This is a genomic window from Comamonas testosteroni (genome assembly GCF_000761245.1).
Taxonomy (GTDB): domain Bacteria; phylum Pseudomonadota; class Gammaproteobacteria; order Burkholderiales; family Burkholderiaceae_C; genus Comamonas; species Comamonas testosteroni_C.
The window spans coordinates 78,632-103,680 of sequence record NZ_AWOR01000045.1 but is presented as its reverse complement, the minus strand read 5'-3'; the positions used below and the strand labels follow the sequence as shown (position 1 = coordinate 103,680).

At 63.9% G+C, this 25,049-nt stretch carries 17 protein-coding genes; 12 read left to right on the top strand and 5 right to left on the bottom strand.

Annotated elements, in window-relative coordinates:
* The first annotated feature begins 59 nt into the window (after window positions 1-59).
* The 3 genes from dxs to P353_RS11205 all read left to right on the top strand — a co-directional run bounded on the left by dxs (window position 60) and on the right by P353_RS11205 (window position 4,534).
* Window positions 60-1,928 (top strand): 1-deoxy-D-xylulose-5-phosphate synthase, encoded by a 1,869-nt coding sequence (gene dxs / locus P353_RS11215; protein WP_034369116.1) that lies wholly within the window; start codon window positions 60-62, stop codon window positions 1,926-1,928.
* Window positions 1,929-2,181: 253 nt separating this feature from the next.
* On the top strand, window positions 2,182-3,264 hold the full coding sequence (locus P353_RS11210) for a TRAP transporter substrate-binding protein (RefSeq protein ID WP_034369112.1): 1,083 nt from the start codon (window positions 2,182-2,184) through the stop codon (window positions 3,262-3,264).
* A gap of 187 nt (window positions 3,265-3,451) precedes the next feature.
* Window positions 3,452-4,534 carry a TRAP transporter substrate-binding protein gene (locus P353_RS11205; RefSeq protein WP_003069176.1) on the top strand — a complete coding sequence of 361 codons (1,083 nt, stop codon included), beginning with the start codon at window positions 3,452-3,454 and terminating at the stop codon, window positions 4,532-4,534.
* Between the two features lie 83 nt (window positions 4,535-4,617).
* Here P353_RS11205 and P353_RS11200 read toward each other — a convergent pair whose 3' ends face one another.
* The 4 genes from P353_RS11200 to P353_RS11185 all read right to left on the bottom strand — a co-directional run bounded on the left by P353_RS11200 (window position 4,618) and on the right by P353_RS11185 (window position 9,269).
* A complete protein-coding gene (locus P353_RS11200) occupies window positions 4,618-5,169 on the bottom strand; it encodes a hypothetical protein (RefSeq protein ID WP_034369109.1) in 552 nt (183 codons plus the stop codon).
* Window positions 5,170-5,271: 102 nt separating this feature from the next.
* Complete coding sequence (locus tag P353_RS11195; protein ID WP_034369106.1) at window positions 5,272-7,113, bottom strand: TRAP transporter large permease; 1,842 nt, start codon at window positions 7,111-7,113, stop codon at window positions 5,272-5,274.
* 19 nt (window positions 7,114-7,132) lie between these two features.
* On the bottom strand, window positions 7,133-7,753 hold the full coding sequence (locus tag P353_RS11190; protein ID WP_034369103.1) for a TRAP transporter small permease subunit: 621 nt from the start codon (window positions 7,751-7,753) through the stop codon (window positions 7,133-7,135).
* Between the two features lie 346 nt (window positions 7,754-8,099).
* Window positions 8,100-9,269 carry a helix-turn-helix domain-containing protein gene (locus P353_RS11185; RefSeq protein ID WP_034369101.1) on the bottom strand — a complete coding sequence of 390 codons (1,170 nt, stop codon included), beginning with the start codon at window positions 9,267-9,269 and terminating at the stop codon, window positions 8,100-8,102.
* Window positions 9,270-9,427: 158 nt separating this feature from the next.
* Between P353_RS11185 and P353_RS11180 the strand changes: the two genes are divergently transcribed.
* The 6 genes from P353_RS11180 to P353_RS11155 all read left to right on the top strand — a co-directional run bounded on the left by P353_RS11180 (window position 9,428) and on the right by P353_RS11155 (window position 16,176).
* Entirely contained in the window at window positions 9,428-9,898 is a 471-nt protein-coding gene (locus tag P353_RS11180; protein WP_034369099.1) for a (2Fe-2S)-binding protein, read from the top strand.
* A 33-nt stretch (window positions 9,899-9,931) separates the two neighbouring features.
* A complete protein-coding gene (locus P353_RS11175; RefSeq protein ID WP_034369097.1) occupies window positions 9,932-12,319 on the top strand; it encodes a xanthine dehydrogenase family protein molybdopterin-binding subunit in 2,388 nt (795 codons plus the stop codon).
* A 46-nt stretch (window positions 12,320-12,365) separates the two neighbouring features.
* Window positions 12,366-13,151: an FAD binding domain-containing protein gene (locus P353_RS11170; protein ID WP_034369095.1), complete on the top strand. Its 786-nt coding sequence runs from the start codon at window positions 12,366-12,368 to the stop codon at window positions 13,149-13,151.
* A gap of 215 nt (window positions 13,152-13,366) precedes the next feature.
* Entirely contained in the window at window positions 13,367-14,287 is a 921-nt protein-coding gene (locus tag P353_RS11165; protein WP_034369094.1) for an AAA family ATPase, read from the top strand.
* The gene (locus P353_RS11160) at window positions 14,274-15,515 is read left to right on the top strand and encodes a vWA domain-containing protein (protein ID WP_034369092.1); all 1,242 of its coding nucleotides are present in this window, start codon (window positions 14,274-14,276) and stop codon (window positions 15,513-15,515) included. The genes P353_RS11165 and P353_RS11160 overlap by 14 nt, the downstream gene beginning before the upstream one ends.
* A 13-nt stretch (window positions 15,516-15,528) precedes the next feature.
* On the top strand, window positions 15,529-16,176 hold the full coding sequence (locus P353_RS11155; protein ID WP_034369090.1) for a CoxG family protein: 648 nt from the start codon (window positions 15,529-15,531) through the stop codon (window positions 16,174-16,176).
* Between the two features lie 63 nt (window positions 16,177-16,239).
* On the opposite strand, the gene P353_RS11150 is transcribed toward P353_RS11155, so the two are convergent.
* Entirely contained in the window at window positions 16,240-16,623 is a 384-nt protein-coding gene (locus P353_RS11150; protein WP_003069196.1) for a nuclear transport factor 2 family protein, read from the bottom strand.
* Window positions 16,624-16,890: 267 nt separating this feature from the next.
* Between P353_RS11150 and P353_RS11145 the strand changes: the two genes are divergently transcribed.
* Genes P353_RS11145 through P353_RS11135 form a run of 3 tightly spaced genes read left to right on the top strand, consistent with a single transcriptional unit; the run spans window position 16,891 to window position 25,049 of the window.
* Window positions 16,891-18,654 (top strand): MdtA/MuxA family multidrug efflux RND transporter periplasmic adaptor subunit, encoded by a 1,764-nt coding sequence (locus P353_RS11145; RefSeq protein WP_052084831.1) that lies wholly within the window; start codon window positions 16,891-16,893, stop codon window positions 18,652-18,654.
* A gap of 24 nt (window positions 18,655-18,678) precedes the next feature.
* Window positions 18,679-21,879, top strand: a complete 3,201-nt coding sequence (locus P353_RS11140; RefSeq protein ID WP_034369086.1) for an MdtB/MuxB family multidrug efflux RND transporter permease subunit — start codon at window positions 18,679-18,681, stop codon at window positions 21,877-21,879.
* Window positions 21,876-25,049, top strand: coding sequence for an efflux RND transporter permease subunit (locus P353_RS11135; RefSeq protein ID WP_034369085.1), 3,174 nt, complete (start codon window positions 21,876-21,878; stop codon window positions 25,047-25,049). Before P353_RS11140 ends, P353_RS11135 begins: the two co-directional genes overlap by 4 nt.

The window sequence follows — 25,049 nt, the reverse complement described above, 5'->3', positions numbered from 1 at the left end:
ATAGAGAAGCCCTGTAATCCAGTATTGGTAAACACTAGCAGCTATTAAAAATATAGAACATGTCCACGAATACCTCTTCCCTGCTGCACAACATCAACGATCCCGCAGATATGCGCGGCCTCTCGCGCTCCCAGCTCAAGAGCCTGGCTGCAGAGCTGCGCACCTATGTGATCGACAGCGTCTCAAGGACCGGCGGGCACCTCAGCTCCAACCTGGGGACGGTGGAGTTGACCGTGGCGCTGCACTCGGTGTTCAACACGCCCTATGACCGCATCGTCTGGGATGTGGGCCACCAGACTTATCCGCACAAGATATTGACTGGCCGCCGCGATCGCATGGGCACGCTGCGCCAGTTCGGCGGCCTGTCCGGCTTTCCCCAGCGGGCCGAGAGCGAATATGACACCTTTGGCACGGCGCACTCGTCCACCAGCATCTCTGCTGCGCTGGGCATGGCTCTGGCCGCCAAGCAAAAAGGCGAAGACCGGCGGGCCATTGCAGTGATCGGTGACGGCGCGATGACGGCCGGCATGGCGTTCGAGGCGCTGAACAACGGCGGCGTGCATGACGCCAACCTGCTGGTCATCCTCAACGACAACGACATGAGCATCAGCCCGCCCGTGGGTGCGCTCAATCGCTATCTGGCCCAGCTGATGAGCGGTCAGTTCTACGCCAAGGCCCGCGATGTGGGCAAGAGCGTCCTGAAGCAGGTGCCGCCCTTGCTGGAGCTGGCCAAGCGTCTGGAACAACAGGCCAAGGGCATGGTCGTGCCTGCCACCATGTTCGAGCAATTCGGCTTCAACTACATCGGTCCCATCGATGGGCATGATCTCGATTCGCTGATTCCCACGCTGGAGAATATCAAGGGGCTCAAGGGGCCTCAGTTCCTGCATGTGGTCACCAAGAAAGGCCAGGGCTACAAGCTGGCCGAGGCCGACCCCGTGGCCTATCACGGGCCCGGGAAATTCGACCCGGCGGTTGGTCTGGTCAAGCCAGCCACGCCTGCCAAGCAGACCTTCACCCAGGTGTTTGGTCACTGGCTCTGTGATATGGCGGCCAAGGACCAGCGTCTGGTCGGCATCACGCCTGCCATGCGTGAAGGCTCAGGCATGGTGGAATTCCACAAGCGCTTTCCTGGTCGCTACTACGACGTGGGCATTGCCGAGCAGCATGCAGTCACTTTCGCTGGCGGCATGGCCTGCGAAGGCGTCAAGCCGGTGGTGGCCATTTACTCCACCTTTTTGCAGCGTGCCTATGACCAGCTGATCCACGATGTGGCGCTGCAGAACCTGCCCGTGGTGTTTGCTCTGGACCGCGCTGGTCTGGTGGGCGCTGACGGTGCCACGCACGCCGGTGCTTATGACATCGCCTTTGTGCGCTGCATTCCCAATATGAGCATGGCCTGCCCGGCCGACGAACGCGAAACGCGCCAGTTGCTGAGCACGGCCTATGAGCAGGATCATCCTGTCTGCGTGCGCTACCCGCGTGGCGCCGGTGTGGGCGTGACTCCGCTGGAGAGCCTGGAAGGCCTGCCATTCGGCAAGGGCGAAATGCGCCGTGAGTCAGCTTCCAAAAAGGTGGCGATTCTGGCCTTCGGCAGCTTGCTATACCCTGCCTTGCAGGCCGCCGAAGCCTTGGATGCCAGCGTGGCCAATATGCGCTGGGCCAAGCCTCTGGATGAAGAGCTGTTGCTCCAGATCGCGGCAGATCATGAGCTCATCGTCACGCTGGAAGAAGGCTGCGTCATGGGCGGCGCTGGCAGTGCCGTCCTGGAGAGCCTTGCCGCCCACGGCCTGAGCAAGAGCGTGCTGCAGCTGGGTCTGCCGGACGAGTTCATCGAGCATGGCGACCCCGCCAAGCTGCTTGCGCTGCAGGGGCTGGATGCGGCAGGCATCGAGGCCTCCATCCGAAAGCGTCTGGCTGCGGGCTGAGGCGGCAGGGACATCGTTGATGCAAAACGGGCTCGGGCTGTTGCTGAATCCCTGTTTGCGTAAGTCCTGATGGACTGAAACCAGGCCCTTCATCGAAGGGCCTTTTTCTTTGCTTGTCGTCAAGAAAACTGACGGCAACCGTGAATCGCCACACGGGCGGCGTCTGCGTTCCTAGAATGCCTGTGGCTGCCGGCCTGTGATCAGGCTGTTGCGGCCGACTTTGCAATGGACAACTACTAGCGGAGAAATATTCATGGATCGTCGCTCACTCGTCAAACATGTGGGCATGGCCGGTGTGCTGGCAGCGGGCGTGGCTCCTGCGGTGCGCAGCCAGGAAGTGCTGCGCTGGCGCATGGTGACGAGTTTCCCCAAAGTCCTTGACGCCATCTCTGGCGGAGCAGAAAAATTTGCCCAGTCGCTGCGTCTCATGTCGGGCGGCCAGATCGAGGTCAGCGTGCACTCTGCAGGCGAGCTGATGCCCGCTTTTGGCGTGATGGAGGGGGTGCAGAATGGTGTGGTGGAAATGGCTTTGACCGCTCCCTACTACTTCACCGACAAGGACTACTGCTTTGCACTGGGTTGTGCCGTGCCCTTTGGTCTGACGGCGCGACAGATGGATGCCTGGATGGAGTGGGGCGGTGGGCGCAAGCTCATGGATGATTTCTACGCCCAGTACAACATCAAGAGTCTGAGTGCCGGCAATACCGGCACACAGATGGGGGGCTGGTACCGCAAGGAAATCAAGACCGTGCAGGATCTGCATGGTCTGCGCATGCGCGCTGGCGGCGGTCTGCTCGGCGATGCGCTGCAAAAGCTGGGCGTGCAGGCGGTCAACATGCCCATTGCTGATGCGCAGCAGGCGCTGGAAAAGAACCGCCTTGATGCGGTGGAGTTTGTCGGCCCTTATGACGACCAGAAGCTGGGCTTCGGCAAGATCGCGCCTTACTACTACTATCCGGGCTGGTGGGAGGGCGGTGCCGAGCTGGCCTATTTCATCAATGCCAAGGCCTTTGCAGCCCTGACGCCCGAGCTGCGCGCCATGGTGGAGGCCGCCGCGGCGCTGGCCGCCAAGGATCTGACTGCCAAGTACCTGGCGTACAACCCCGCAGCGCTCAAGAAGCTGCTCAGCGAACGCGTGCAATTGCGAGCCTTTCCGCGCGAGCTTATGGATGCGGGGTTCAAGGCCGTGATGGCCACCATGGCCGAGCATGAAGCCAAGTCGGCACAGTTCAAGAAAATTCACAGAAGCATGCGCGGATTTCAGCACGACCAGTTGCTCTGGGATCGTTTCTCCGAGTTCCGCTATGCCAGCTACATGAGCGCTGTACGGCTGTAGTGAATGAGGACATGGCGAAAGCAGTGCAGTTCGATACCGCGCACTAGGTAGAACTTCTTAAGCGAACGGTCACTTTTTAGCGCTTGCGAAACGGTGGGCTCGTGTACATTTTGTGCCTGTTGCATAAAACAAGCTGGCATAGATCAGTGGTCTGTATCAGCTCAATTCGTTCCTCAAGGAGACTAAAGTGGATCGTCGTTCCATTCTGAAAAATGCCGGTATCGCCGGTGTGCTGGCTGCGGGTGCAGCACCTGCTGTTCACGCCCAGGCCGCTGTGCGCTGGCGCCTGGCCTCGAGCTTTCCCAAGTCGCTGGACACCATTTTCGGCAGTGCTGAAAAGCTGTCGCAACTGGTCAAGGCCATGTCGGGCGGCAAGTTCGAGATTTCGGTGCACCCCGCTGGCGAGCTGATGCCCGCCTTCGGTGTGGTGGATGCGCTGCAGGGCGATACCATTGACATGGCACAGACCGCTGCCTACTACTTCACCGGCAAGGATCCCATCTTCGCCTTCAGCTGCGCCGTGCCCTTCGGCCTGACCGCACTGCAGATGAACGGCTGGAAGGATCATGGCAACGGCCGCAAGCTGCTGGACGCATTCTTTGCCAAGTACAACTTCAAGACCGCATCCGCCGGCAACACCACGACCCAGATGGGCGGCTGGTACCGCAAGGAAATCAAGACCGTGGAAGACCTCAAGGGTCTGAAGATGCGTCTGGGCGGCGGCGTGTTCGGCGAAGCCATGGCCAAGCTGGGCGTGGTGGCGCAGAACATGCCTGCGGGCGATGTCTACCAGGCTCTGGAAAAGGGTACGCTGGACGCCGTGGAATTCGTCGGCCCCTACGACGACGAGAAGCTGGGCTTCAACAAGGTTGCGCCTTACTACTACTATCCCGGCTGGTGGGAAGGCTCTGCCGAGCTGGAGTTCTTCATCAACATCAAGAAGTACAACGCGCTGTCGCCCGAGAACAAGGCGATCCTGGACGCTGCAACCCGCGTGGCTGCCGCCGACATGACCAGCAAGTACCAGGTGCTCAACCCCCAGGCCATCAAGCGTCTGGTAGCCAACAAGACCCAGCTCAAGATGTTCCCCAAGCCTTTGATGGATGCCGGCTTCAAGGCCTCCATGGAAGTGTTTGCCGAGCACGAAGCCAAGTCGCCCGAATTCAAGAAGATCCACCAGGACATGCGCGCCTTCCAGCGCGACCAGATTCTGTGGAACCGCTTCTCCGAGTACCCTTTCAATCAGTACATGGCGACTGCCAAGATCTGATTGAGCTCAGACTCCAGAGCGCCGGCGCCATGCGCCGGCTGCAAAAAAACCGCAGCTTGCTGCGGTTTTTTCATGCCTGCAGATCATGCCAGCCTGACCTGGGCGGCACCCGCATCGGACAGCGCAAACAGTAAATCCTCCAGGGCTTCGACAGGTGCAGAGCCCAGGTCTATGGTGACTTTCATTGCCTCGGCAAGGACTTGCGGGTCTGAGATGAAGTGAAGCACCTGCAGCAGGCCTGTCTCATCGGGCTGATTCTCGTCCTCTCCATCAAACCAGTCCATGAACCAGTCGGTAAGCGCCTTGGCAGCCTGCTCTTGTGGCAGCCCTTGCACTTCCACGGACAGCCAGTCCCAGACAAAGGGGTGCAGCTCCATCGCGCAGTCGCCAAGGCTAAGATGAACGGGCTCGAACTCGAGCCGTGTCTGTGAATCCACCTGCACCGTTTCGGTCGTGTCTTCCGACATGCGGATGAGATCGGCCCGGCAGGGCAGATCCCATATGCCTTCGGTTGCCAGCGTCCCATCGCTATTGCGATAGGCCGGCTCCACATAAGACTGCTGGGCATGGGCAGCCTGAGACAGCAGGTCTGTGTAGGGTTGACGGATGGCCGTCAGCAGTTCGGTGATGGTCATGGAGGTTTCCTGAAGGGGAGTGAATCTATCACCCGTCAATCGTTGAGCCATGAAAAAGCCCCGGCTCTGGCGAGTCGGGGCTGTGCCTGAAGGGGTGCGGATTTACTTGGCTGCAGGCGCAGCGTTCAGCGAATCCTGCAAGGCCTTGGCCGGATCATCCGAGCCATAGCCGCCCGCGTCGGGCGCGGCGGGGGCAGGCTGGCTGCCATCGGCAGGGGCCTCTGGCGCAGCAGATCCTTCTTCACCGCCTTCAGGCGCTCCGAAGGGGTTATCTGCACCATAGCCGCCGCCAGCATCGTTGAGCTGGTTGAGCATCTCGTCGCCCACCTTGTTCATGTCCACGACCACCGGTTTGTCGAGCGCGCCGGTCACAATGCCGGGGAAGGCGATGAGCACGCCCACCATCACCAGCTGAATCAGCACAAAGGGTACGGCACCCTTGTAGATCTGCATGGTGGTGACGGGATCGATGACCTTGTGCGTGACCTTGTCGACGTATTGCTTGTCGGGAGCGACCGAGCGCAGGAAGAACAGTGCAAAGCCGAAGGGCGGATGCATGAACGAGGTCTGCATGTTCACGGCCAGCAGCACGCCGAACCAGATCAGGTCGATGCCCATCTTCTCGGCCACGGGGCCCAGCAGCGGCACCACGATGAACGAGAGTTCAAAGTAGTCCAGGAAGAAGGCCAGGAAGAAGATCATGATGTTGACCACGATCAGGAAGCCGACCTGGCCGCCAGGCAGGCTGGTCAGCAGATGCTCCACCCACTTGGGGCCGTCTGCAGCCTGGAAGACCAGGCTGAAGGTGGTGGCGCCGATCATGATGAACATCACAAAGCTGGCCAGCTTGGTGGTCGAGGCCAGGGCCTGCTTGAGCAGATCCATGTTCAGGCGTCGGCGGGCAAAGCCCATGATGAGGGCCGCCATGGCGCCCATGGCGCCGCCCTCGGTAGGTGTTGCAATGCCCAGGAAGATGGTGCCCAGCACCAGGAAGATCAGCAGAAGAGGGGGGATCAGCACAAAGGTCACGCGCTCGGCCAGCTTGGACAGCAGGCCCAGTTTGAGCACGCGGTTGAGCGAGGCGATCACGAAGGCGATGAAGGTGCCGCCGCACATGGCGGTGACGATCTTCTCGTCGGTGGCGACTTCGGTGATTTCCTTGCCCTGCCACCAGGTGTGCAGATCGGCCATGTGATTGGCCAGGAAGATGGCCACGATGGTCGAGATGCCCATGACCACGGCCAGCGAGGTATAGCCGGAGTTGCCGTTGGACTCGCGGTAGATGCGCGCTTCGGGCGGCAGTGCAGGCACGGTATGGGGCTTGAAGATGGCCAGGAATGCCACCCAGACCACGTACAGGCCCATGAGCATGAAGCCGGGGATGAAGGCGCCCTTGTACATATCGCCCACGCTCTTGCCCAACTGGTCGGCCATCAGAATCAGCACCAGCGAGGGCGGGATGATCTGGGCCAGCGTGCCCGAGGCCGCAATCACGCCCGATGCAAGGCGGCGGTCATAGCCGTAGCGCAGCATGATGGGCAGAGAGATCAGGCCCATGGAAATCACCGAAGCAGCAACCACGCCGGTGGTGGCAGCCAGCAGCGCGCCCACAAAGATCACGGCCAGCGCCAGACCGCCGCGGATGGGGCCGAACACCTGACCGACTGTGTCGAGCAGGTCCTCCGCCATGCCGGAGCGCTCGAGAATCAGGCCCATCAAGGTGAAGAAAGGCACGGCCAGCAAGGTGTCGTTGGCCATGATGCCGATCAGGCGCTGAGGCAGCCAGGCCATCACGGAGGAGGGAAAGACCCCCAGTTCGATGCCCAGAAAGCCGAAGGCCAGGCCCGCAGCGCCCAGGCTGAAGGCTACGGGAAAGCCCAGCAGCAAAAAGCAGATCAGCCCCGCAAACATGATGGGGGCGTAGTTGGTAGCGATGAATTCCATTGATTGTCTCCCGCTACCGTTAGGCCTTGGCCTGGGCGGCCAGCGCTTCAGCCTGCTTGCGATCGGCTTCGGCACGCAGGGCCTCGGCCAGCTCTTCCTCGGCGCTCTTGTCGCTGAGCTTGCCCATGGGGTCGGGGCCGTCACCGCTCAGGAAGGCAATGCGCTTGATCAGCTCGGAGATGCCCTGCAGCAGCAGCAAGGTGATGCCCACAGGAATCGCCGTCCATACGGGCCAGCGGATCAGTCCGCCGGGGTTGCCCGACATTTCGCCGGACTGGTACATCTGAATCACCACCGGCATGCTCAGCCACAGAATGGTCACGCATAAAGGGGTGAGAAAGAAGGCAAAGCCGATGATGTCGATCCAGACCTGGGCCTTTTTGGACAGACGGCTGTTGATCACGTCGATGCGCACATGCTCGCGGTGCAGCAGGGTGTAGCCCGCCGCAATCAGAAAGGACCATGCGAACAGATACCACTGGACTTCCAGAAAGCCATTGGAGCTGGTGTCGAAGGCCTTGCGAACAATGGCGTTGGCGGCGCTGATGAAGGTGGCGGCAAATATCAGCCAGATGGAATATTTGCCGACAAAGGCGTTAAGCCTGTCGATGGCCCTGGACAGGGCGAGTAAAGCCTGCATGGTGTCTCCAAAAAGTAGGCTGTGTATGCGTCGCGCTGTTGGGGCTGGTAAGCCTCAGGGCGATCTGAGTTTTTGAACCGAACTGGAGATTCTACGGATGCAGGTATGGTGTTTTTTACAAATACGCACGCAAATGTGGCGCTCGAGCGTCAGTGGTGCCTGCTATGCGCACGATAGCTTGAAGTGCATGACTGGTAATGCTTAGGTGGTTGTTTTATTGAGGGATTTTAGGTTTTTCATGGGCTTGCTTGGTAGTGTGCGCCTGCTGTCGTGGAGGGTGTTTTTGCACTGAAACTAGGGCAAATCCGTAGAGGGCCAAACTGCATCAGATCGGGTTCAAGACCTCTTACTTGCTCGCCAACCGGCGGTACAGCGTGGCCCGGCTCAGTCCCAGGTTGCGGGCGGCCAGGCTTACATTTCCGTGCGCCTCCTGCATGGCCTGCTGAATCAGCAGCAGCTCGCTGGTGCGCAGCGGCGTGGCCATGGTGCTGGCCGATGCTGAGCGGCTGGTGTCGGCCCCCGTCATGACGGGCGCGCGCAGCAGGGGGCCGGCCTGCGCGAGAGCCAGCAGGCGCATGCCGGACCACAGCGGCAGCTGCAGCGGGACCTCAGGCCGCTGGCGCGCATGCTCGATCAGGTGGCTCCAGGGCAGGGCCAGCAGCTCATGGCTCTGCATGAGCGAATCCTCCCCAGGTGCTTGCAGCGGACGTGGTACCAGCTGCCTGGCCACGGTGTTGCTGCCCAGCAATCGGCCTTCGGCATCAAAGACCATCAGGCCTTCGCCCTCCTGGCCCAGCGGGCCGCCGGGCCAGTTCACGCGCAGTAAGAGGGCATGGGGTAGGGCTCGCAGCAATCGATCTTCGATGGCGCGTGCGCAGCGCAGTGCCAGCAGCAGCAGCTCGGGGCGCTCGGGTACATCGATGCCGGTGATGTCCAGCATGCCCAGGCATTCGCCCTGCGGCCCGAATACCGGGGCACCCGCGCAGCTGTAGTCGCGCAGATCGTCAAAAAAATGTTCCTGCCTGTGCAGCCATACCGGGCTGAGCTCGGCCAGCGTCGCACCTATGGCCGAGGTGCCCACGCCGCGCTCGGACAGGTCCACGCCGACCCGGCCCACGGCCAGCGCGCGCAGATCGCGTTGATCGACGGGGCCTTGCACCTCCAGCACCAGGCCCTGCGCATCGGTGAGCAGGCAGAAGTAGCGCATGGCGCCCACGGCCGCCACCAGTTGCGTCATGACCGGGCGTGCGGCCTGCAGCAGCAGCTGATGCTGTTCCTGGGCGTGGCGCAGCGCATGAGGACCTACGGCCTCGAACTCCACTCTTTGCGCGGGATGGCGCCCCAGGGCCATGCAGCGCAGCCAGGAGCGCCAGAGCCAGGGGGCCAGACCGGAGGGCAGCAGCGCATGGGAGCAGTCCGCCTCCAGCAGCAGCTGCCTGGCCTGGACAAGCAGTGCATGGCGTGCACCAGCATGGGTTGCGGCTTGTGCGGAAGAAGCGGGGCTGGCGGGCGACATGCGGACTCCGGACAGTGTTTCATTTTGAGAATATCTGTGCGTACTGCGCCTGACCCGGGGGTCAACCCTAGAGCCCCGCATTGCAGCAACTGGCCACCATAGGGAGTGCAGTTGTGCTTTGTTACCCAATTCTTCGGATATAGGCAGGAGGCATCACGATGAATGTTCAATTCACGGTCAATGGCCGCGCGGCCAGCATTGACGTCCCCCCCAATACCTTGCTGGTGCAGGCGCTGCGTGAACAGCTGCGCCTGACGGGCACCCACGTGGGCTGCGATACCAGCCAGTGCGGAGCCTGCACGGTGCTGGTCAATGGCAAGGCCATCAAGTCCTGCACCATGCTGGCCGTGCAGGCCCAGGGCGCCGAGGTCCAGACCATAGAGGGCATGGCCGCTGCCGACGGCAGCATGCACCCCATGCAGGCGGCGTTCAAGCAGTGCCATGGCCTGCAATGCGGCTTCTGCACGCCGGGCATGGTCATGAGTGCGGTGGATCTGTGTCGCCAAAAACCTCAGGCCAACGATGCCGAGATCCGCGAACTGCTCGAAGGCAATATCTGCCGCTGCACGGGCTACCAGAACATCGTCGCCGCCGTCAAAGCAGGTCGCGACGGCATGAACGCCGCTTGAGCAGCGCATCACAACTAGAAGAGGAGACACACCATGGGTGCATCTGACTTTTCCAAGCTGCCGCATATCGGCGAGCCCCTTTTGCGCCGCGAGGACGAGCGCTTTCTGACCGGAGCAGGCCAGTACACGGACGACATCACGCTGGGCGCACAGACCTATGCGGTGTTTGTGCGCTCGCCCCATGCCCATGCCAGGCTGCGCAGCGTCAACATCGATGCGGCCAAGGTGGCTGAGGGGGTGATCGGCGTGCTCACGGGCGCCGACGTGGCGGCCGCCGGTATCAACGGTCTGCCCTGCGGCTGGCTGATCACCAGCACCAATGGCGAGCCCATGAAGGAGCCGCCGCACCCGATTCTGGCCCTCGATACCGTGCGCTATGTGGGCGATCAGGTGGCCATGGTGGTTGCCGAGACCCTGCAGCAGGCACGCGATGCCGCGGAGCTGGTGGAGGTTGACTACGAGGTGCTGCCTGCGGTGGTGAATGTGGCCGATGCAGCGGGCGGCAAAAAGTCCGGGGCCGTGGTTCACGACATTGCCCCAGACAACCATTGCTACAAATGGGCGATTGGCGACAAGGCGGCCGTGGATGCTGTGTTTGCGGGCGCCGCCCATGTGACCCGGCTGGACCTGATCAACAACCGCCTGATCCCCAATGCCATGGAGCCGCGGGTGGCCATAGGCAGCTACAACCGTGCCATGGACGAGTACACGCTGTACGTGGCCAACCAGAACCCGCATGTGGAGCGGCTGCTGATGACGGCTTTCGTCATGGGCCTGCCCGAGAGCAAGGTGCGCGTGATTGCTCCCGATGTGGGTGGCGGCTTCGGCTCCAAGATCTTCCTGTATGCCGAGGATGTCTGCCTGACCTGGGCGGCCAAGAAGCTCAATCGCAATATCAAGTGGACGGCCGATCGCAGCGAGTCCTTTCTGACCGATGCGCATGGCCGCGACCATGTCAGCCATGCCGAGATGGCCATGGATGCCAACGGCAAGTTCCTCGCCATGCGTGTGCACACCGATGCGAATCTGGGTGCCTACCTGTCCACCTTCGCCAGCGCCGTGCCCACCATTCTTTATGCAACCTTGCTGGCGGGGCAGTACACCACGCCGCAAATCCATATCGAGGTCGATGCCTGGTTCACCAACACCTCGCCCGTGGATGCCTACCGGGGCGCAGGCCGCCCCGAGGCCACGTACCTGCTCGAGCGTCTGGTCAGCCGCTGTGCCTGGGAGATGAATCTGTCTCAGGCCGAGATCCGGCGCCGCAACTTCATCACCAGCTTTCCCTATCAGACGCCTGTGGCGCTGCAGTACGACATCGGCGACTATCAGGCCTGCATGGATCAGGCCGAGCAACTGGCCGATGTGGCGGGCTTTGCGGCCCGGCGCGCAGCCAGCGAGGCCATAGGGCTCAAGCGCGGCCTGGGCTACAGCAGCTACATCGAGGCCTGTGGCCTGGCGCCCAGCAATATTGCCGGGGCGCTGGGCGCGCGTGCCGGTCTGTTCGAGTGCGGCGAGGTGCGCGTCCACCCCACGGGCAGCGTGACGGTGTTCACGGGCTCGCACAGCCACGGTCAGGGGCATGAGACGACTTTTGCCCAGGTGGTGGCGGCGCGGCTGGGCATTCCCGTCGAGCATGTCGAGATCGTCCATGGCGATACGGGCCGCGTGCCCTTTGGCATGGGAACCTATGGCTCGCGCTCCATCAGCGTGGGTGGCGCTGCCATCATGAAGGCGCTGGACAAGATTGAGGCCAAGGCCAAGAAGATTGCCGCCCACCTGATGGAGGCCAGCGATGCCGACATCGATTTCGCAGGAGGCGAGTTCACGGTGCGCGGCACCGACAGAAAGCTCCCGTTTGCCCAGATTGCACTGACGGCCTATGTGCCGCACAACTATCCGTTGGACAAGCTGGAGCCGGGGCTGGACGAGACCGCTTTCTACGACCCCACCAACTTCACCTTCCCGGCCGGCACCTATATCTGCGAGGTCGAGGTCGACCCGGCCACGGGCGTGGTGCGTGTCGACCGCTTCAGTGCGGTGGACGATTTCGGCACCATCATCAACCCCATGATCGTGGAGGGCCAGGTCCATGGCGGACTGGCCCAGGGCATAGGCCAGGCACTGCTGGAAAACTGCGTCTACGACCGTGATTCGGGGCAGTTGCTGACCGGCAGCTTCATGGACTACGCCATGCCCCGCGCCGACGATCTGCCCGACTTCAAGCTGGGCACGGTCTGTACTCCCTGCACCCATAACCCGTTGGGCACCAAGGGCTGTGGCGAGGCCGGGGCCATAGGCTCGCCGCCTGCCGTCATCAATGCCGTGCTCGATGCCCTGCATTCGCTGGGTGTCAAGGACCTGGACATGCCTGCCAGTCCGCATCGTGTGTGGGAGGCCATCGATGCTGCACGCCCCTGACCACTGCCTGAACACACCCGACTGAGAGGAAGAGAGGACAACACATATGTATGCCTTCAGTTACTCCAATCCCCGGACGCTGGATGAGGTGAGCGCTGCCAGCGGTCAGTTTCTGGCCGGTGGCCAGAGCCTGATTCCTTCGATGAAGCTGCGCCTGGCCCAGCCTGGTGCGATTGTGGATCTCAACCAGGTCGATGGTCTGGCGGGAATCCGCGTCAGCAGTGATCAGGTCGAGATCGGCGCCATGACCCGTCATGCCGATGTCGCCGCCAGCCGCGAGGTGTTGCACGCCATTCCAGCGCTGGCCGAGTTGGCCGGCGGCATTGGCGATCGGCAGGTGCGCGCGCGCGGCACGATTGGCGGATCGCTGGCCAACAACGACCCTGCGGCCTGCTATCCCAGTGCGGTACTGGGTCTGGGCGCGACCGTGGTCACCAGCCGGCGCGAGATTGGGGCAGACGACTTCTTTCAGGGCATGTACACCACGGCGCTGGAAGAGGGCGAGTTGATCAAGGCAGTGCGCTTCCCCGTGCCCAGGACTGCGGCCTATATCAAGTTCAAGCAGCCCGCGTCGCGCTTTGCGCTGGTGGGCGTGTTTGTGGCGCAGACGGCGCAGGGCGTGCGCGTGGCCGTGACCGGTGCGGGGCTGTCGGTCTTCCGCCATGCGGGGCTGGAAGCCGCGCTCAACCAGAGCTTCACGGCCGCTGCGGCGGCTGCGGTGCCTATTGACGACAGCGAGCTCAACAGCGATCTGCACGCGAGCGCGCGCTACCGGGCGCAGCTGATCAGCGTCCTGACGCAGCGAGCGGTGGATCAGCTGCTCTCTGCCTGAGCGGCTTGGTCTGAGTGGCCACGCCTTGGCGGCCCCCGCCTCCCTGGCCGGGCACTGCGCGCCGAGGGCTAGGGAGGCCGCCTCGCGACGGGCGGGGGCGAGCTGCGGCCGGGATAGGCGCTTGCTTGCAGTCTCTTTGTGGCAGCCGCCTTCTTTGAAGCCGTGTTTTTTGAAGAGAACTCGATTAATCCCTTATCAGTAAAGCGCAAGTAGCTATGAATACTGAGGTGACACGCGCTCTGCAGTCGGTGGACGGGCTGCTGGCCGCCTTGCAGGAGGTGGGCTATTTTGCGGACCGGCGTCTGGCCACGGCCGTGTTTCTGGCGCTCAGGCTGCAGCGGCCCCTGCTGCTGGAGGGTGAGCCGGGTGTAGGAAAGACCTCGCTGGCCCTGGCTCTGTCCCAGGTGCTGGAGCGGCAGCTGATCCGGCTGCAGTGCTATGACGGACTGGAGCAGCGCGAAGCGCTGTATGAGTGGAATTACGCGGCGCAGCTGCTGCATCTGCGGGCGGCCGAGCTGCGTGGCGCGGCGGAACTGGAGGCTGTCGAGCAGGAGGTCTATCAGCCGCGCTATCTGGTGCGCCGCCCTTTGCTGCAGGCCCTGCAAGCGCCTGCGCCTGGTGCGGTGCTGCTGATTGACGAGGTGGACAGGGCCGACGAGCCCTTCGAGGCCTTTTTGCTCGAATATCTGGGCGAGTACCAGGTCAGCATTCCCGAGCTCGGCGTCGTCCGGGCTCAGGTGCCGCCCGTCACCATTCTCACGAGCAATCGCACGCGCGATCTGCATGATGCGGTCAAGCGCCGCTGCCTCTATCACTGGCTGGACTACCCCGAACGCGAGCGCGAGCTGGCCATTGTCCAGTCCAAGGTGCCCGAGGCCGCCGCGGCCCTGACCGAGCAGATCGCCCGCTTTGTGAGCCGGCTGCGCAGTCGCCCGTTTGCCGATGCCTTCGAGCGCACGCCCGGCATTGCCGAAAGCGTGGAGTGGGCCAAGGCGCTGGTGGCACTCGACACCCTGGTCATAGACCCCGAGCTGGTGCACGAGACGGCGGGCATTTTGTTCAAGCAGCGCGAAGACGTGGCGGCGCTCACGCCAGAGCGTCTGCAGCAATTGCTGGAGCCCGATGCCACCGCCTGAGCTGCAAGCGCAGTCGCCACAGCGGCCCGCAAGCGTGAGCTGGTGGGGCGATGCGCGCAGCGGCAAGCTCCCCATCAATTTACTGGGGTTTGGCCGAGCCCTGCGCCGCGCGGGGCTGGCGGTGGATGCCGAGCGCCTGGCGCTGGCCCAGCAAGGCCTGCTGCTGGTGGGCATGAACCGCGAGGACGTGGCCGCCGCGCTGGAGGCCGTGCTGGTTTCGCGTGAACAGGACCTGGCGGTCTTTCGCGAGCTGTTTGCGGCCTACTTTCGCAACCCCGAGGTGGCCCAGCAGCTTTTGAGCCAGCTGCTGCCGGGCGCGCCGGAGGCGGCCAGGCCGCGTCACAGGCCGCGTGTGCAGGAGGCCCTGTCGGCGATTCGTGCCGCACGGCAAACACCCGCGAGCGAGGAGTCGACGCTGGATGCTGCCATGTCGGCCAGCGACCGGCACAGGCTGCAGCATGCGGATTTCAACCAGCTCAGTGCCAGCGAGTACCGCCTGGTGCAGCAGCTGGCGCGCGATATCCGCTTGCCGCTGCCCAGCTATCGCAGTCGCAGAAGCGAGCTTCGCGCCTCGGGGCTGCGCGTGCACTGGCCCGCCAGCCTGAAAGCTGCGGCAGCCACGGGCGGCGAGCTGGCAAGTCTCAAATGGCGCAGGCGCAAGCGGCTGCCCATGCCCTGGCTGGCGCTGGTCGATGTCTCGGGCTCCATGGAGCGCTATGTGCGTCTGCTGCTGGCATTTCTGCACCAGGCCACCAGCCCCCGGCGCTATCCACAGCTGCGCCGCCATGTCTACAGCATGGGAACCAGCCTGCAGGAGCTGAACCGGGCTTTTGCCCACAGCGACCCCGATGCCATGCTGGCCCAGCTCAATCACGACATCGACGATTTCGGCGGCGGCACCTGCCTGGGGGAATGCCTGGCGCAGCTGCGCCGCCAGGGGGCACGCCATCTGGTGGGGCGACGTACCCTGGTGCTGTTGGTCAGCGACGGGCTGGATACCGGTGACAGCGCGCTGCTGGAGCGAGAGCTGCAATGGCTGGCTCGGCACAGTGCGCGCATTGTCTGGCTCAACCCCTTGCTGCGCTTTGACGGGTATGCCCCGCTGGCCAAAGGCGCACAGGTGCTGCATCGTCACAGCCATGCCATGCTGGCCGTGCACAACCTGCAGTCTTTGCAGCAACTGGCGCTCCACCTGGCGAAGCTGCTGCAACTGCCGCACCGAGATTGAAAAGGAGAACATCATGGAAATGCATGCCAGCCGTCCTCTTGCCGTGAGCCAGCAGCAGGCCTGGGAGGCGCTCAACGATCCGCAGGCATTGCAGCAATGCCTGGCCGGCTGCGAGAAGTTCGAGGATGCGGGCGATGGCTCCTATGCGGTCACCATGTTGGTGAAGATCGGTCCGGTATCGGCCAAGTTCAACGGTCGGGTCACGCTGTCAGACGTGCAGCCGCCCAAGAGCTACACGATTGCCTTTGAAGGACAGGGCGGTGTGGCCGGCTTTGGCAAGGGCCAGGCCAAGGTGGACCTGACTCCCGTCGATGTACGGCACTGCGAGCTGCAGTACGAGGTGCAGGCCCAGGTCGGTGGCAAGATTGCCCAGCTGGGCCAGCGCCTGATCGACGGCGCTGCCAAGAGCATGGCCGAGGATTTCTTTGCGCGCTTCGAAGCCTTGATGCAGCAGCGCCACCCGAGCGAGCAGCCCGAAGACGAAGGCGGTGCGGAGGAGCCGGATACACGCTCCTGGGAACATGACGCGGCCTCCACCAGCTACGCCCCGCTGGACGCCACACCCTCGGCGCCCCCGCGCGAATCGTCTGGCATCCCCGTCTGGGCCTGGGGCCTGGGGGCTGTCATCGTGCTGGGCGCGCTCTGGCTGCTGACTCGCTGACCAGCGCATGAATAAAAAAGCCCCTGAGCCTGAGGCCAGGGGCTGGATGCAGGTGGCCAAGCCTTACTGAGGCTGGGCGTGGAAAGCCTTGTTGGCGATCTTCCAGCCCTGCTCGGTCTTGAGCAGCACAAAGTAGTCGGTGAAGGTCACGGCACCGTGGTAGAGCGTGACCTTGGCCATGGCGGCCGTGCCCACGATGTCCAGGGAGTCGATGACGCGGCGACGCGTGGCTTCGTCGGCAGCGGGCGTGTTCTTGAAGCGCTGGCAGTAAAAATCCAGGTCCCAGGATGTCAGCGGGCCTTCGCGCACGGACTCCAGCCGTGCTGTGGGCATGAAGGCTGCGCGCATATGCTCGGCATTGTCTTCGGCATGGCCGCGCATGTACAGCTCCAGCGGCACGCGCACGGCGGCTTCTTCGGGGTGATTGGTCAGGCGTTCGGTGGTCATATGGGTCTCTCCTTGGAGCCGGATTCCTTGCGCCGCATGGCGGATGCAGAAATGGCAGTGTCAGCCGCCAAGCATGAGGCCTGAAAACGCCGTCATTGCTGCTATGGAAGTCAGCACTGTTTAAGTCTCCGAATACGGAACTTCAGCAGGTAAACCCAAGGTAAAGCGGGGGTAAATGCAGGCAAAGCCGGCGCTGCCTGACCCGGGGTTTGATTGCAACTGGATACCATTGGCGCCAATTCAGGCTCGAAATTCCTGCGCTCAACCATGTCCAGCTCATCCAATCTGCACCCCAATCGTCATTCTTTACAGCAGGGCAAGGTCCGGCCCGCCTTGCTTGCCTCTGTGGTGCTCGCTGTGGCGGCCGCTGGCGGCGGCTATTGGTGGTATACGCAAAAACAGGGTGCAAGCGGCGATACGTCTGCGTCTGCAGCTCCTAAACAGGGAGCGGGCGGGCCCGGTGCACGCGCAGGGCGCAATGGTCGCGCAGGGCCGGGCGGCCCCGGCGGCATGAGCCAGGCTCAGCCTGTGAGCGTAGGCGTGGTGGAGCAGCGCGACATGCGCGTGCTGGTCAGCGCCATCGGCACCATGAATGCACGAGCCACGGCCGTGGTGCGCGCCAAGGTCTCGGGCGAGCTGCTCAAGCTGCACTTCAAGGAAGGTGACGAGGTCAAGGCGGGCCAGTTGCTGGCCGAGATCGACCCGCGCAGCTTTGCTGCCTCGCTGGCGCAGGTGCAGGGGTCTCTGGCGCGCGATCAGGCCCAGCTCAAGAATGCGCAGCTGGATTTGCAGCGCTACAAGGAACTGCAGGCCCAGGACTCGATTGCCCGCCAGCAGGTCGATACCCAGGCCGCGCTGGTGCGCCAGCTGCAGGGCACGGTGGCTGCCGACCAGGGCCAGGTCGATGCGGCCAAGCTGCAGCTGAGCTATACCAGGATCACGGCCCCCATCTCGGGTCGCCTGGGTCTGCGCCAGGCCGACCTCGGCAACGTGGTCAACCCTTCTGACGCCAACGGGCTGGTGACGATCACCCAGATTCGCCCCATCGATGCCGTCTTCTCCATCCCCGAAACCCATGTCGGCACGCTGGCCCAGCAACTGCGCGAGGGCAAGGTCATGCCCGTAGAGCTCTGGGACCGCGAGCAAAAGCAGATGCTGGCCAAGGGCCAGCTCAATGCGCTGGACAACACCATCGACACGACCACGGGCACCGTCAAAGCCAAGGCCTCGTTCGACAACGCGGAGCGCAAGCTGTTCGCGAATCAGTTCGTCAACGTCAAGCTGCAGCTGCGCCAGCTCGATCAGGCGCTGGTCGTGCCCGCGAATGCGGTGCAGAACAATTTTGTCTATCTGGTCAAGCCCGACAACACGGTCACCCAGCGCAAGATCACCGTGGGCGTGACGGACGGTGACTATGTCAGCGTGCGCGGCGAGCTGGAGCCCGGCGACAAGGTGGTGACCGACGGCATCGACCGCCTGCGCGAAGGCGCCCAGGTGACGGTGGTGGACTCCGAAAAGGTCAAGAAGGTCGACCAGGCCGTGCAGGATGCCGCCAACCAGCCGCGCGGCATGATGCGCAACCTCAGTCCCGAGCAGCGTGAAAAAGTCGCCAAGATGACGCCCGAGGAACGCAAGGAGTTCTTCCAGAAGCTGCGCGCCGAGCGCGGTGCCAATGGCGGCAATGCGGGCCCAGGCCCGGGACCGCGCGGCGCGGACGCCCGTGGCGATCAGCCGCGCGAGGCGCAGGGCAGTCCCTCCAGGCCGGACGGCAAGGCAGAAGTCAAGCCGGATGCCAAGCCTGCGGCTGCGAACGAGGCCAGGCCCCAGGCTGGGGCCGAGCGTGGTGAAGGCGGTGAGGCTCGCACGGAAAGATCCGAGGGCCGGGGTGAGCGTCCCCAGCTGACTCCCGAGCAGCGCGCCAAGCTGGAGGCCCTGTCGCCCGAAGAGCGCCGCGCTTTCTTCCAGAAGCTGCGCGCCGAGCGCGAAGCCAATGGCCAGACCGGTACGGCAGCCGGCGGCACGGCTCGCTGAGCATAGCCAGAGCCTGCGGCCATCATGAATCTCTCGCGTCTCTTCATTCTCAGGCCCATCGCCACCAGCTTGCTGATGGTGGCGGTGCTGATCTCGGGCATTCTTGCCTACCGCCTGCTGCCCATCTCGGCCCTGCCCGAGGTGGATTACCCGACGATTCAGGTCACAACCCTCTACCCCGGGGCCAGCCCCGATGTGATGACCTCCAACGTCACGGCACCGCTGGAGCGCCAGTTCGGCCAGATGCCAGGGCTGGACCAGATGTCCTCGACCAGTTCGGGCGGTGCATCGGTGATCAGCCTGCGCTTTGCGCTCGATATGTCCATGGACGTGGCCGAGCAGCAGGTGCAGGCCGCCATCAACGCGGGCACCAATCTGCTGCCCAGCGACCTGCCCATGCCCCCGCTCTACAGCAAGGTCAACCCGGCCGATGCGCCGGTGCTGACGCTGGCCGTCAGCTCGCCGTCGTTGCCCGTCATCAGGATCAACGACCTGGTGGAGAACCGCCTCGCACCCAAGCTCTCCCAGGTCAAGGGCGTGGGCCTGGTGGCCATTGCCGGTGCGCGCCGTCCGGCCGTGCGGATCCAGGCCAACCCGGCTGCGCTGGCCAGCTTCGGCATGACCCTGGACGATGTGCGCACCGCCATCTCTGCGGCCAACGTCAAGACCGCCAAGGGCAGCTTTGACGGCCCCAACCGCGCATCGACCATCGATGCCAACGACCAGATGCAGTCGGCGGCCGAGTACCGCAACCTGATCATCGCCTTCAAGAACGGCAACCCCGTGCGCCTTTCCGATGTGGCGCAGACCGTGGACGATGCCGAGAACACGCGTCTGGCCGCCTGGTCGGGCACGCCCGAGACCGGCTCCAAGTCGGCCGTGATCCTCAATATCCGCCGCCAGCCCGGCGCGAATGTGATCGACACCGTCGATGCCATCAAGAACCTGCTGCCCCAGCTCAAGGAGACGCTGCCCGCCTCGATCGACGTGCAGGTGCTTACCGACCGCACCGTGACCATTCGCGCCTCGGTCAAGGACATGCAGTTCGAGCTGGCCCTGGCCATCGCCCTGGTGGTGATGGTGATCTTCCTGTTCCTGCGCAGCGCATCGGCCACGCTGATTCCCAGCGTGGCGGTGCCGCTGTCGCTGGTAGGCACTTTCGGCGTCATGTATCTGGCGGGCTTTTCCATCAACAACCTCACGCTGATGGCCCTGACCATTGCCACGGGCTTTGTGGTGGACGATGCCATCGTGATGATCGAGAACATCGCCCGCTACGTGGAAAAGGGCGAGCCGCCCATGCAGGCCGCACTCAAGGGGGCCAAGCAGATCGGCTTCACCATCATCTCGCTGACCATCTCCCTGGTCGCGGTGCTGATTCCGCTGCTGTTCATGGGGGATGTGGTGGGGCGTCTGTTCCACGAATTCGCCATCACCATGACGGTGGCGATTCTGATCTCGGCCGTGGTTTCGCTTACGCTCACCCCCATGCTGTGCGCGCGCCTGCTGCGCCACAAGCCAGAGGCCGAGAAGGAAAAGGCCGAGTCCAAGGGCCTGGGTGCAGCCGTCGCACGCTTTTTCGACAAGGTGATTGCCGAATACGGCCGCATGCTGACCTGGGTGCTGGATCACAGCAAGCTGACCTGGCTGGTGTTCATCGCCACGCTGGTGGTCACGGTGCTGCTGTACTTCGTCGTGCCCAAGGGCTTTTTCCCAGAGCAGGACACGGGCACGATTGCCGCGACCACCGAGGCCGACCAGTCCATCTCCTTTGCCGCCATGGCCGAGCGCCAGCAGGCGCTGGCCGAGCATTTGCTCAAGGACCCGGCCGTCGCCTCCATCTCCTCGTTCATCGGCGTCGATGGAACCAATACCACGCTCAATACCGGCCGCATCCAGATCGACCTCAAGCCCCATGCCCAGCGTGAGCGCCTGCCCGTGGTGCTCAACCGCCTGGCCGAGGACTCCCGGGCCGTGCCCGGCATCCGCCTCTATGCCCAGCCCGTGCAGGATCTGACGATAGAGGACCGCCAGGCCCGCACCCAGTACCAGCTGCTGCTTTCCTCGCCGGACATGAACCAGCTCACGGCCAGCACCAGGGTTTTGGTGGAGCGTCTGCAGCAGCTGCCCCAGCTGCTCGATGTGAGCAGCGATCTGCAGAACCAGGGCCGCCAGGCCTACGTGCAGATCGACCGGGCCCAGGCCAGCCGCCTGGGCGTGACGGTCTCCTCAGTGGACTCGGCCCTCTACAACGCTTTCGGCCAGCGCCTGATCTCCACCATCTTCACGCAGTCCAACCAGTACCGCGTGGTGCTGGAGGTGGCGCCGCAGTTCAAGATCGGTCCCGAGGCCCTGCAGAACATCTATGCCGCATCGAGCAACGGTGCGCCGGTGCCGCTGTCATCGATTGCCACGGTGAGCGAGCGCCCGATGGCGCTGGCCGTCAACCATGTGGGGCAGTTGCCGGCGGCCACCATTTCGTTCAACACCGCATCCGGCGTGTCGCTGGGTCATGCGGTGGAGGCGGCGCAAACCATCATTGCGCAGCTGCGCGACGAGGGGCAGATCCCGCTGTCGGTGGACACGCAGTTCCAGGGCGCGGCGCTGGCTTTCCAGGCCTCGCTCTCCAACACCCTGCTGCTGGTGCTGGCCGCCATCATCACCATGTACATCGTGCTGGGCGTGCTCTACGAGAGCACGATTCACCCGATCACGATTCTCTCCACCCTGCCGTCGGCGGGTGTGGGGGCGCTGCTGGCGCTGCTGGTGTCGGGGCTGGATCTGGACATCATCGCCATCATCGGCATCATCTTGCTGATCGGCATCGTCAAGAAGAACGCCATCATGATGATCGACTTCGCACTGGACGCCCAGCGCGAGGAAGGCATGAATGCGCGCGATGCGATCTACCAGGCCTGTCTGCTGCGCTTCAGGCCGATTCTCATGACCACGCTGGCGGCCCTGCTGAGCGCGCTGCCCATGATGCTGGGAACCGGCGTGGGCAGCGAGCTGCGCCAGCCATTGGGTGTGACCCTGGTGGGCGGTCTGCTGCTGAGCCAGCTGCTGACGCTGTTTACCACGCCGGTGATATATCTGACCTTTGAAAACTGGGCCGAGGGCTGGCGCACCAGGCGCGGCCTGCCGGCCGTCAAGCATGTGCCGCACTCCGAGGCCGAAGTCATGGGCGAGGGCGGGGATGGCGGCCAGGACGGGGCGCGTCCATGAGCATCTCCACGCCCTTCATCTTCCGGCCCATTGCGACCATGCTGCTGACCATCGGCATGGCCCTGGTGGGCGGCGTGGCGTATTTCCAGCTGCCGGTGGCGCCGCTGCCGCAGGTGGACTATCCGACGATTTCGGTGACCGCCAGCCTGCCCGGCGCGGCGCCGGACACCATGGCGGCCACCGTGGCCACGCCGCTGGAGCGCGCCCTGGGCGCGATTGCGGGCGTCAACGAGATGACCTCCAGCTCCAGCATGGGCAGCACGCGCATCACGCTGCAGTTCGATCTGACGCGCACGGTGGACAGCGCGGCCCACGATGTGCAGGCCGCCATCAATGCCGCGCGCACACTGCTGCCTTCGGGCATGCCGGGCAACCCGACCTACCGCAAGGTCAACCCGGCCGATGCGCCCATCATGATTCTGGCGCTGACATCGGATTCGCTCACGCGCGGCCAGATGTATGACGCGGCCTCCACGGTGCTGGCGCAGAAGCTGGCCCAGGTGGAAGGAGTGGGCCAGGCATCGATCAACGGCGGCGCGCTGCCGGCCGTGCGCGTGGAGCTGGACCCGGTGCGGCTGGCCGCCAACGGCGTATCGCTGGATGCGGTGCGCACGGCCATCACCGCCACCAATGCCAACCGCCCCCTGGGCGCCGTGGAGCGCGAAGACCACTACTGGCAGGTGGCGACCAACGACCAGGCCCGCACCGCCGCCGAATACGCGCCGCTGGTGCTGCGCTGGAACAACGGCAATGCCGTGCGCCTGTCCGATGTGGCCGATGTCACCGACTCCGTGCAGGACATACGCAACTACGGCGTCATGAACGGCAAGCCCGCCGTGCTGCTGCAGGTGTTCAAGCAGCCCGACGCCAACATCCTGCAGGCCGTGGACAAGGTGCGCGCCATGCTGCCCCAGCTCAGGGCCTCCATCAATCCGGCCATCGATGTCACGGTGATCTCGGACCGCACGCCCACGCTGCGCGCCTCGGTCAAGGAGGTGCAGAACGCGCTGCTGATCTCGATAGCGCTGGTCATCATGGTGGTGTTCGTCTTTCTGCGCCGGCTGCGCGCCACGCTGATTCCGGCCGTGGCCGTGCCTGCCTCGCTGATGGGCACCTTCGGCGTCATGTATCTGTGCGGCTACACGCTGGACAATCTGTCACTGATGGCGCTGACGGTGGCCGCAGGCTTTGTGGTGGACGATGCCATCGTGGTGCTGGAGAACGTGATGCGCCACATGGAGCGCGGCAAGACCGCCATGCAGGCCGCCATCGAAGGCGCGCGCGAGATCGGCTTCACCGTGGTCTCCATGAGCCTGTCGCTGATTGCGGTGTTCGTGCCCATTTTGTTCATGGCCGGCATCGTGGGGCGCTTCTTCCGTGAGTTTGCCGTGGTCATGTCGGCAGCGATTCTGGTCTCCATGATCATCTCGCTGACCACCACGCCCATGATGTGTGCGGCCTTGCTGCGCACGCCTGCCGAAGAGGAGCGTCGCCGCACTGAGCGCGCGCGCCGCCCGTTCACGCGTCGCTGGGATGCGTTTTGGCTGCGCATCTCGCTGGCCATGGATCGCTTCGAGGTGCGCGTGACAGCGCTGTACCGCCGCACCTTGGCCTGGGGGTTGCGCCACCAGCCCGTGGTGCTGCTGAGTCTGGCGGCGGTCATCGGCCTCAACATCCATCTCTACCAGACCATAGACAAGGGCTTCATGCCCAGCGAGGACACGGGCCGCGTCATGGGCTTCATCCGTGCCGACCAGTCCACGTCCTTTCAGGCCATGGAGCGCCGCATCAAGCGTTTTCTCGATGTGGTGCAACAGGACCCGGCCGTGGAGTATGTCACCGGCTTCACCGGCGGTGGCCAGGCCAATTCGGCCAATATGTTCATGTCGCTCAAGCCCATGGCCGAGCGCAAGGTGTCCAGCGACGAGGTCATCAACCGCCTGCGTGAAAAGCTCAAGGACGAACCTGGCGCGCGGCTGTTCATGATGACCCAGAGCGATGTGCGCATCGGCGGGCGCCAGAGCATGTCCTCCTATCAGTACACGCTGCAGGCCGACGATACGGCCGAGCTGCGCCTGTGGGAGCCGCGCATCCGCCAGGTGCTGTCCACGCTGCCGGAGCTGACCGATGTCAACAGCGACGTGCAGGACAACGGCATGCAGACCAAGCTGGTCATAGACCGCGACCAGGCCACGCGCCTGGGCCTGACCGTGGCGCAGATCGACAACACGCTCAACGACGCCTTCGGCCAGCGCCAGGTGGGCGTGATCTACAACCCGCTCAACCAGTACCGCGTGGTGATGACGGCCTCGTCCCAGTATCTGCAGAGCCCGGAGACGCTGCGTGGCTTCTTCTTCGTCAACAGTGCGGGCCAGCAGATTGCGCTGAGCGCCTTTGCCAAGATCACCACCTCGACCACGCCGCTGTCCGTGCAGCACCAGAGCGGCACGCCGGCCAGCACCGTGAGCTACAACCTGGCGCCCAATGTCTCGCTGTCCCAGGCCAATGACGCGATCCGCAATGCCATGCTGGAGCTGGGCGTGCCCGTATCCATTCGCGGCAGCTTCAGCGGCTCGGCCGGTGCCTTCCAGCAGGCGCTGGCGGGCCAGCCCTTGCTGATCCTCGCGGCCATCATCACCATCTATCTGGTGCTGGGCATCCTCTACGAGAACCTGGTCCATCCGCTGACGATTCTGTCCACGCTGCCCTCGGCTGGCGTGGGAGCGCTGCTGGCGCTGATGTGGTTCAAGACGGAGTTCTCGCTGATCGCCTTCATCGGCGTGATCCTGCTGATAGGGCTGGTCAAGAAGAACGCCATCATGATGATCGACTTCGCGCTGGAGCGCGAGAAAGGCGGCCATGCCACGGCGGCCCAGGCCATCTATCGGGCCTGCCACCTGCGCCTGCGCCCCATACTGATGACCACCATGGCGGCCCTGTTCGGCGCGCTGCCCCTGGCCCTGGGCCGGGGCGACGGTGCCGAGCTGCGTCAGCCCCTGGGCATTGCGATCGTGGGCGGCCTGCTGCTGAGCCAGTTGCTCACGCTCTACACCACGCCCGTGGTCTATGTGCTGCTGGACCGTGTGCGCCTGCGCGTGTTGCGCCTCTGGGCGCGCCGTCCGGCCAGAGGGCGCGGCGGCCAGGCCTCTGCCATGGCTGAGGCGAAGTGA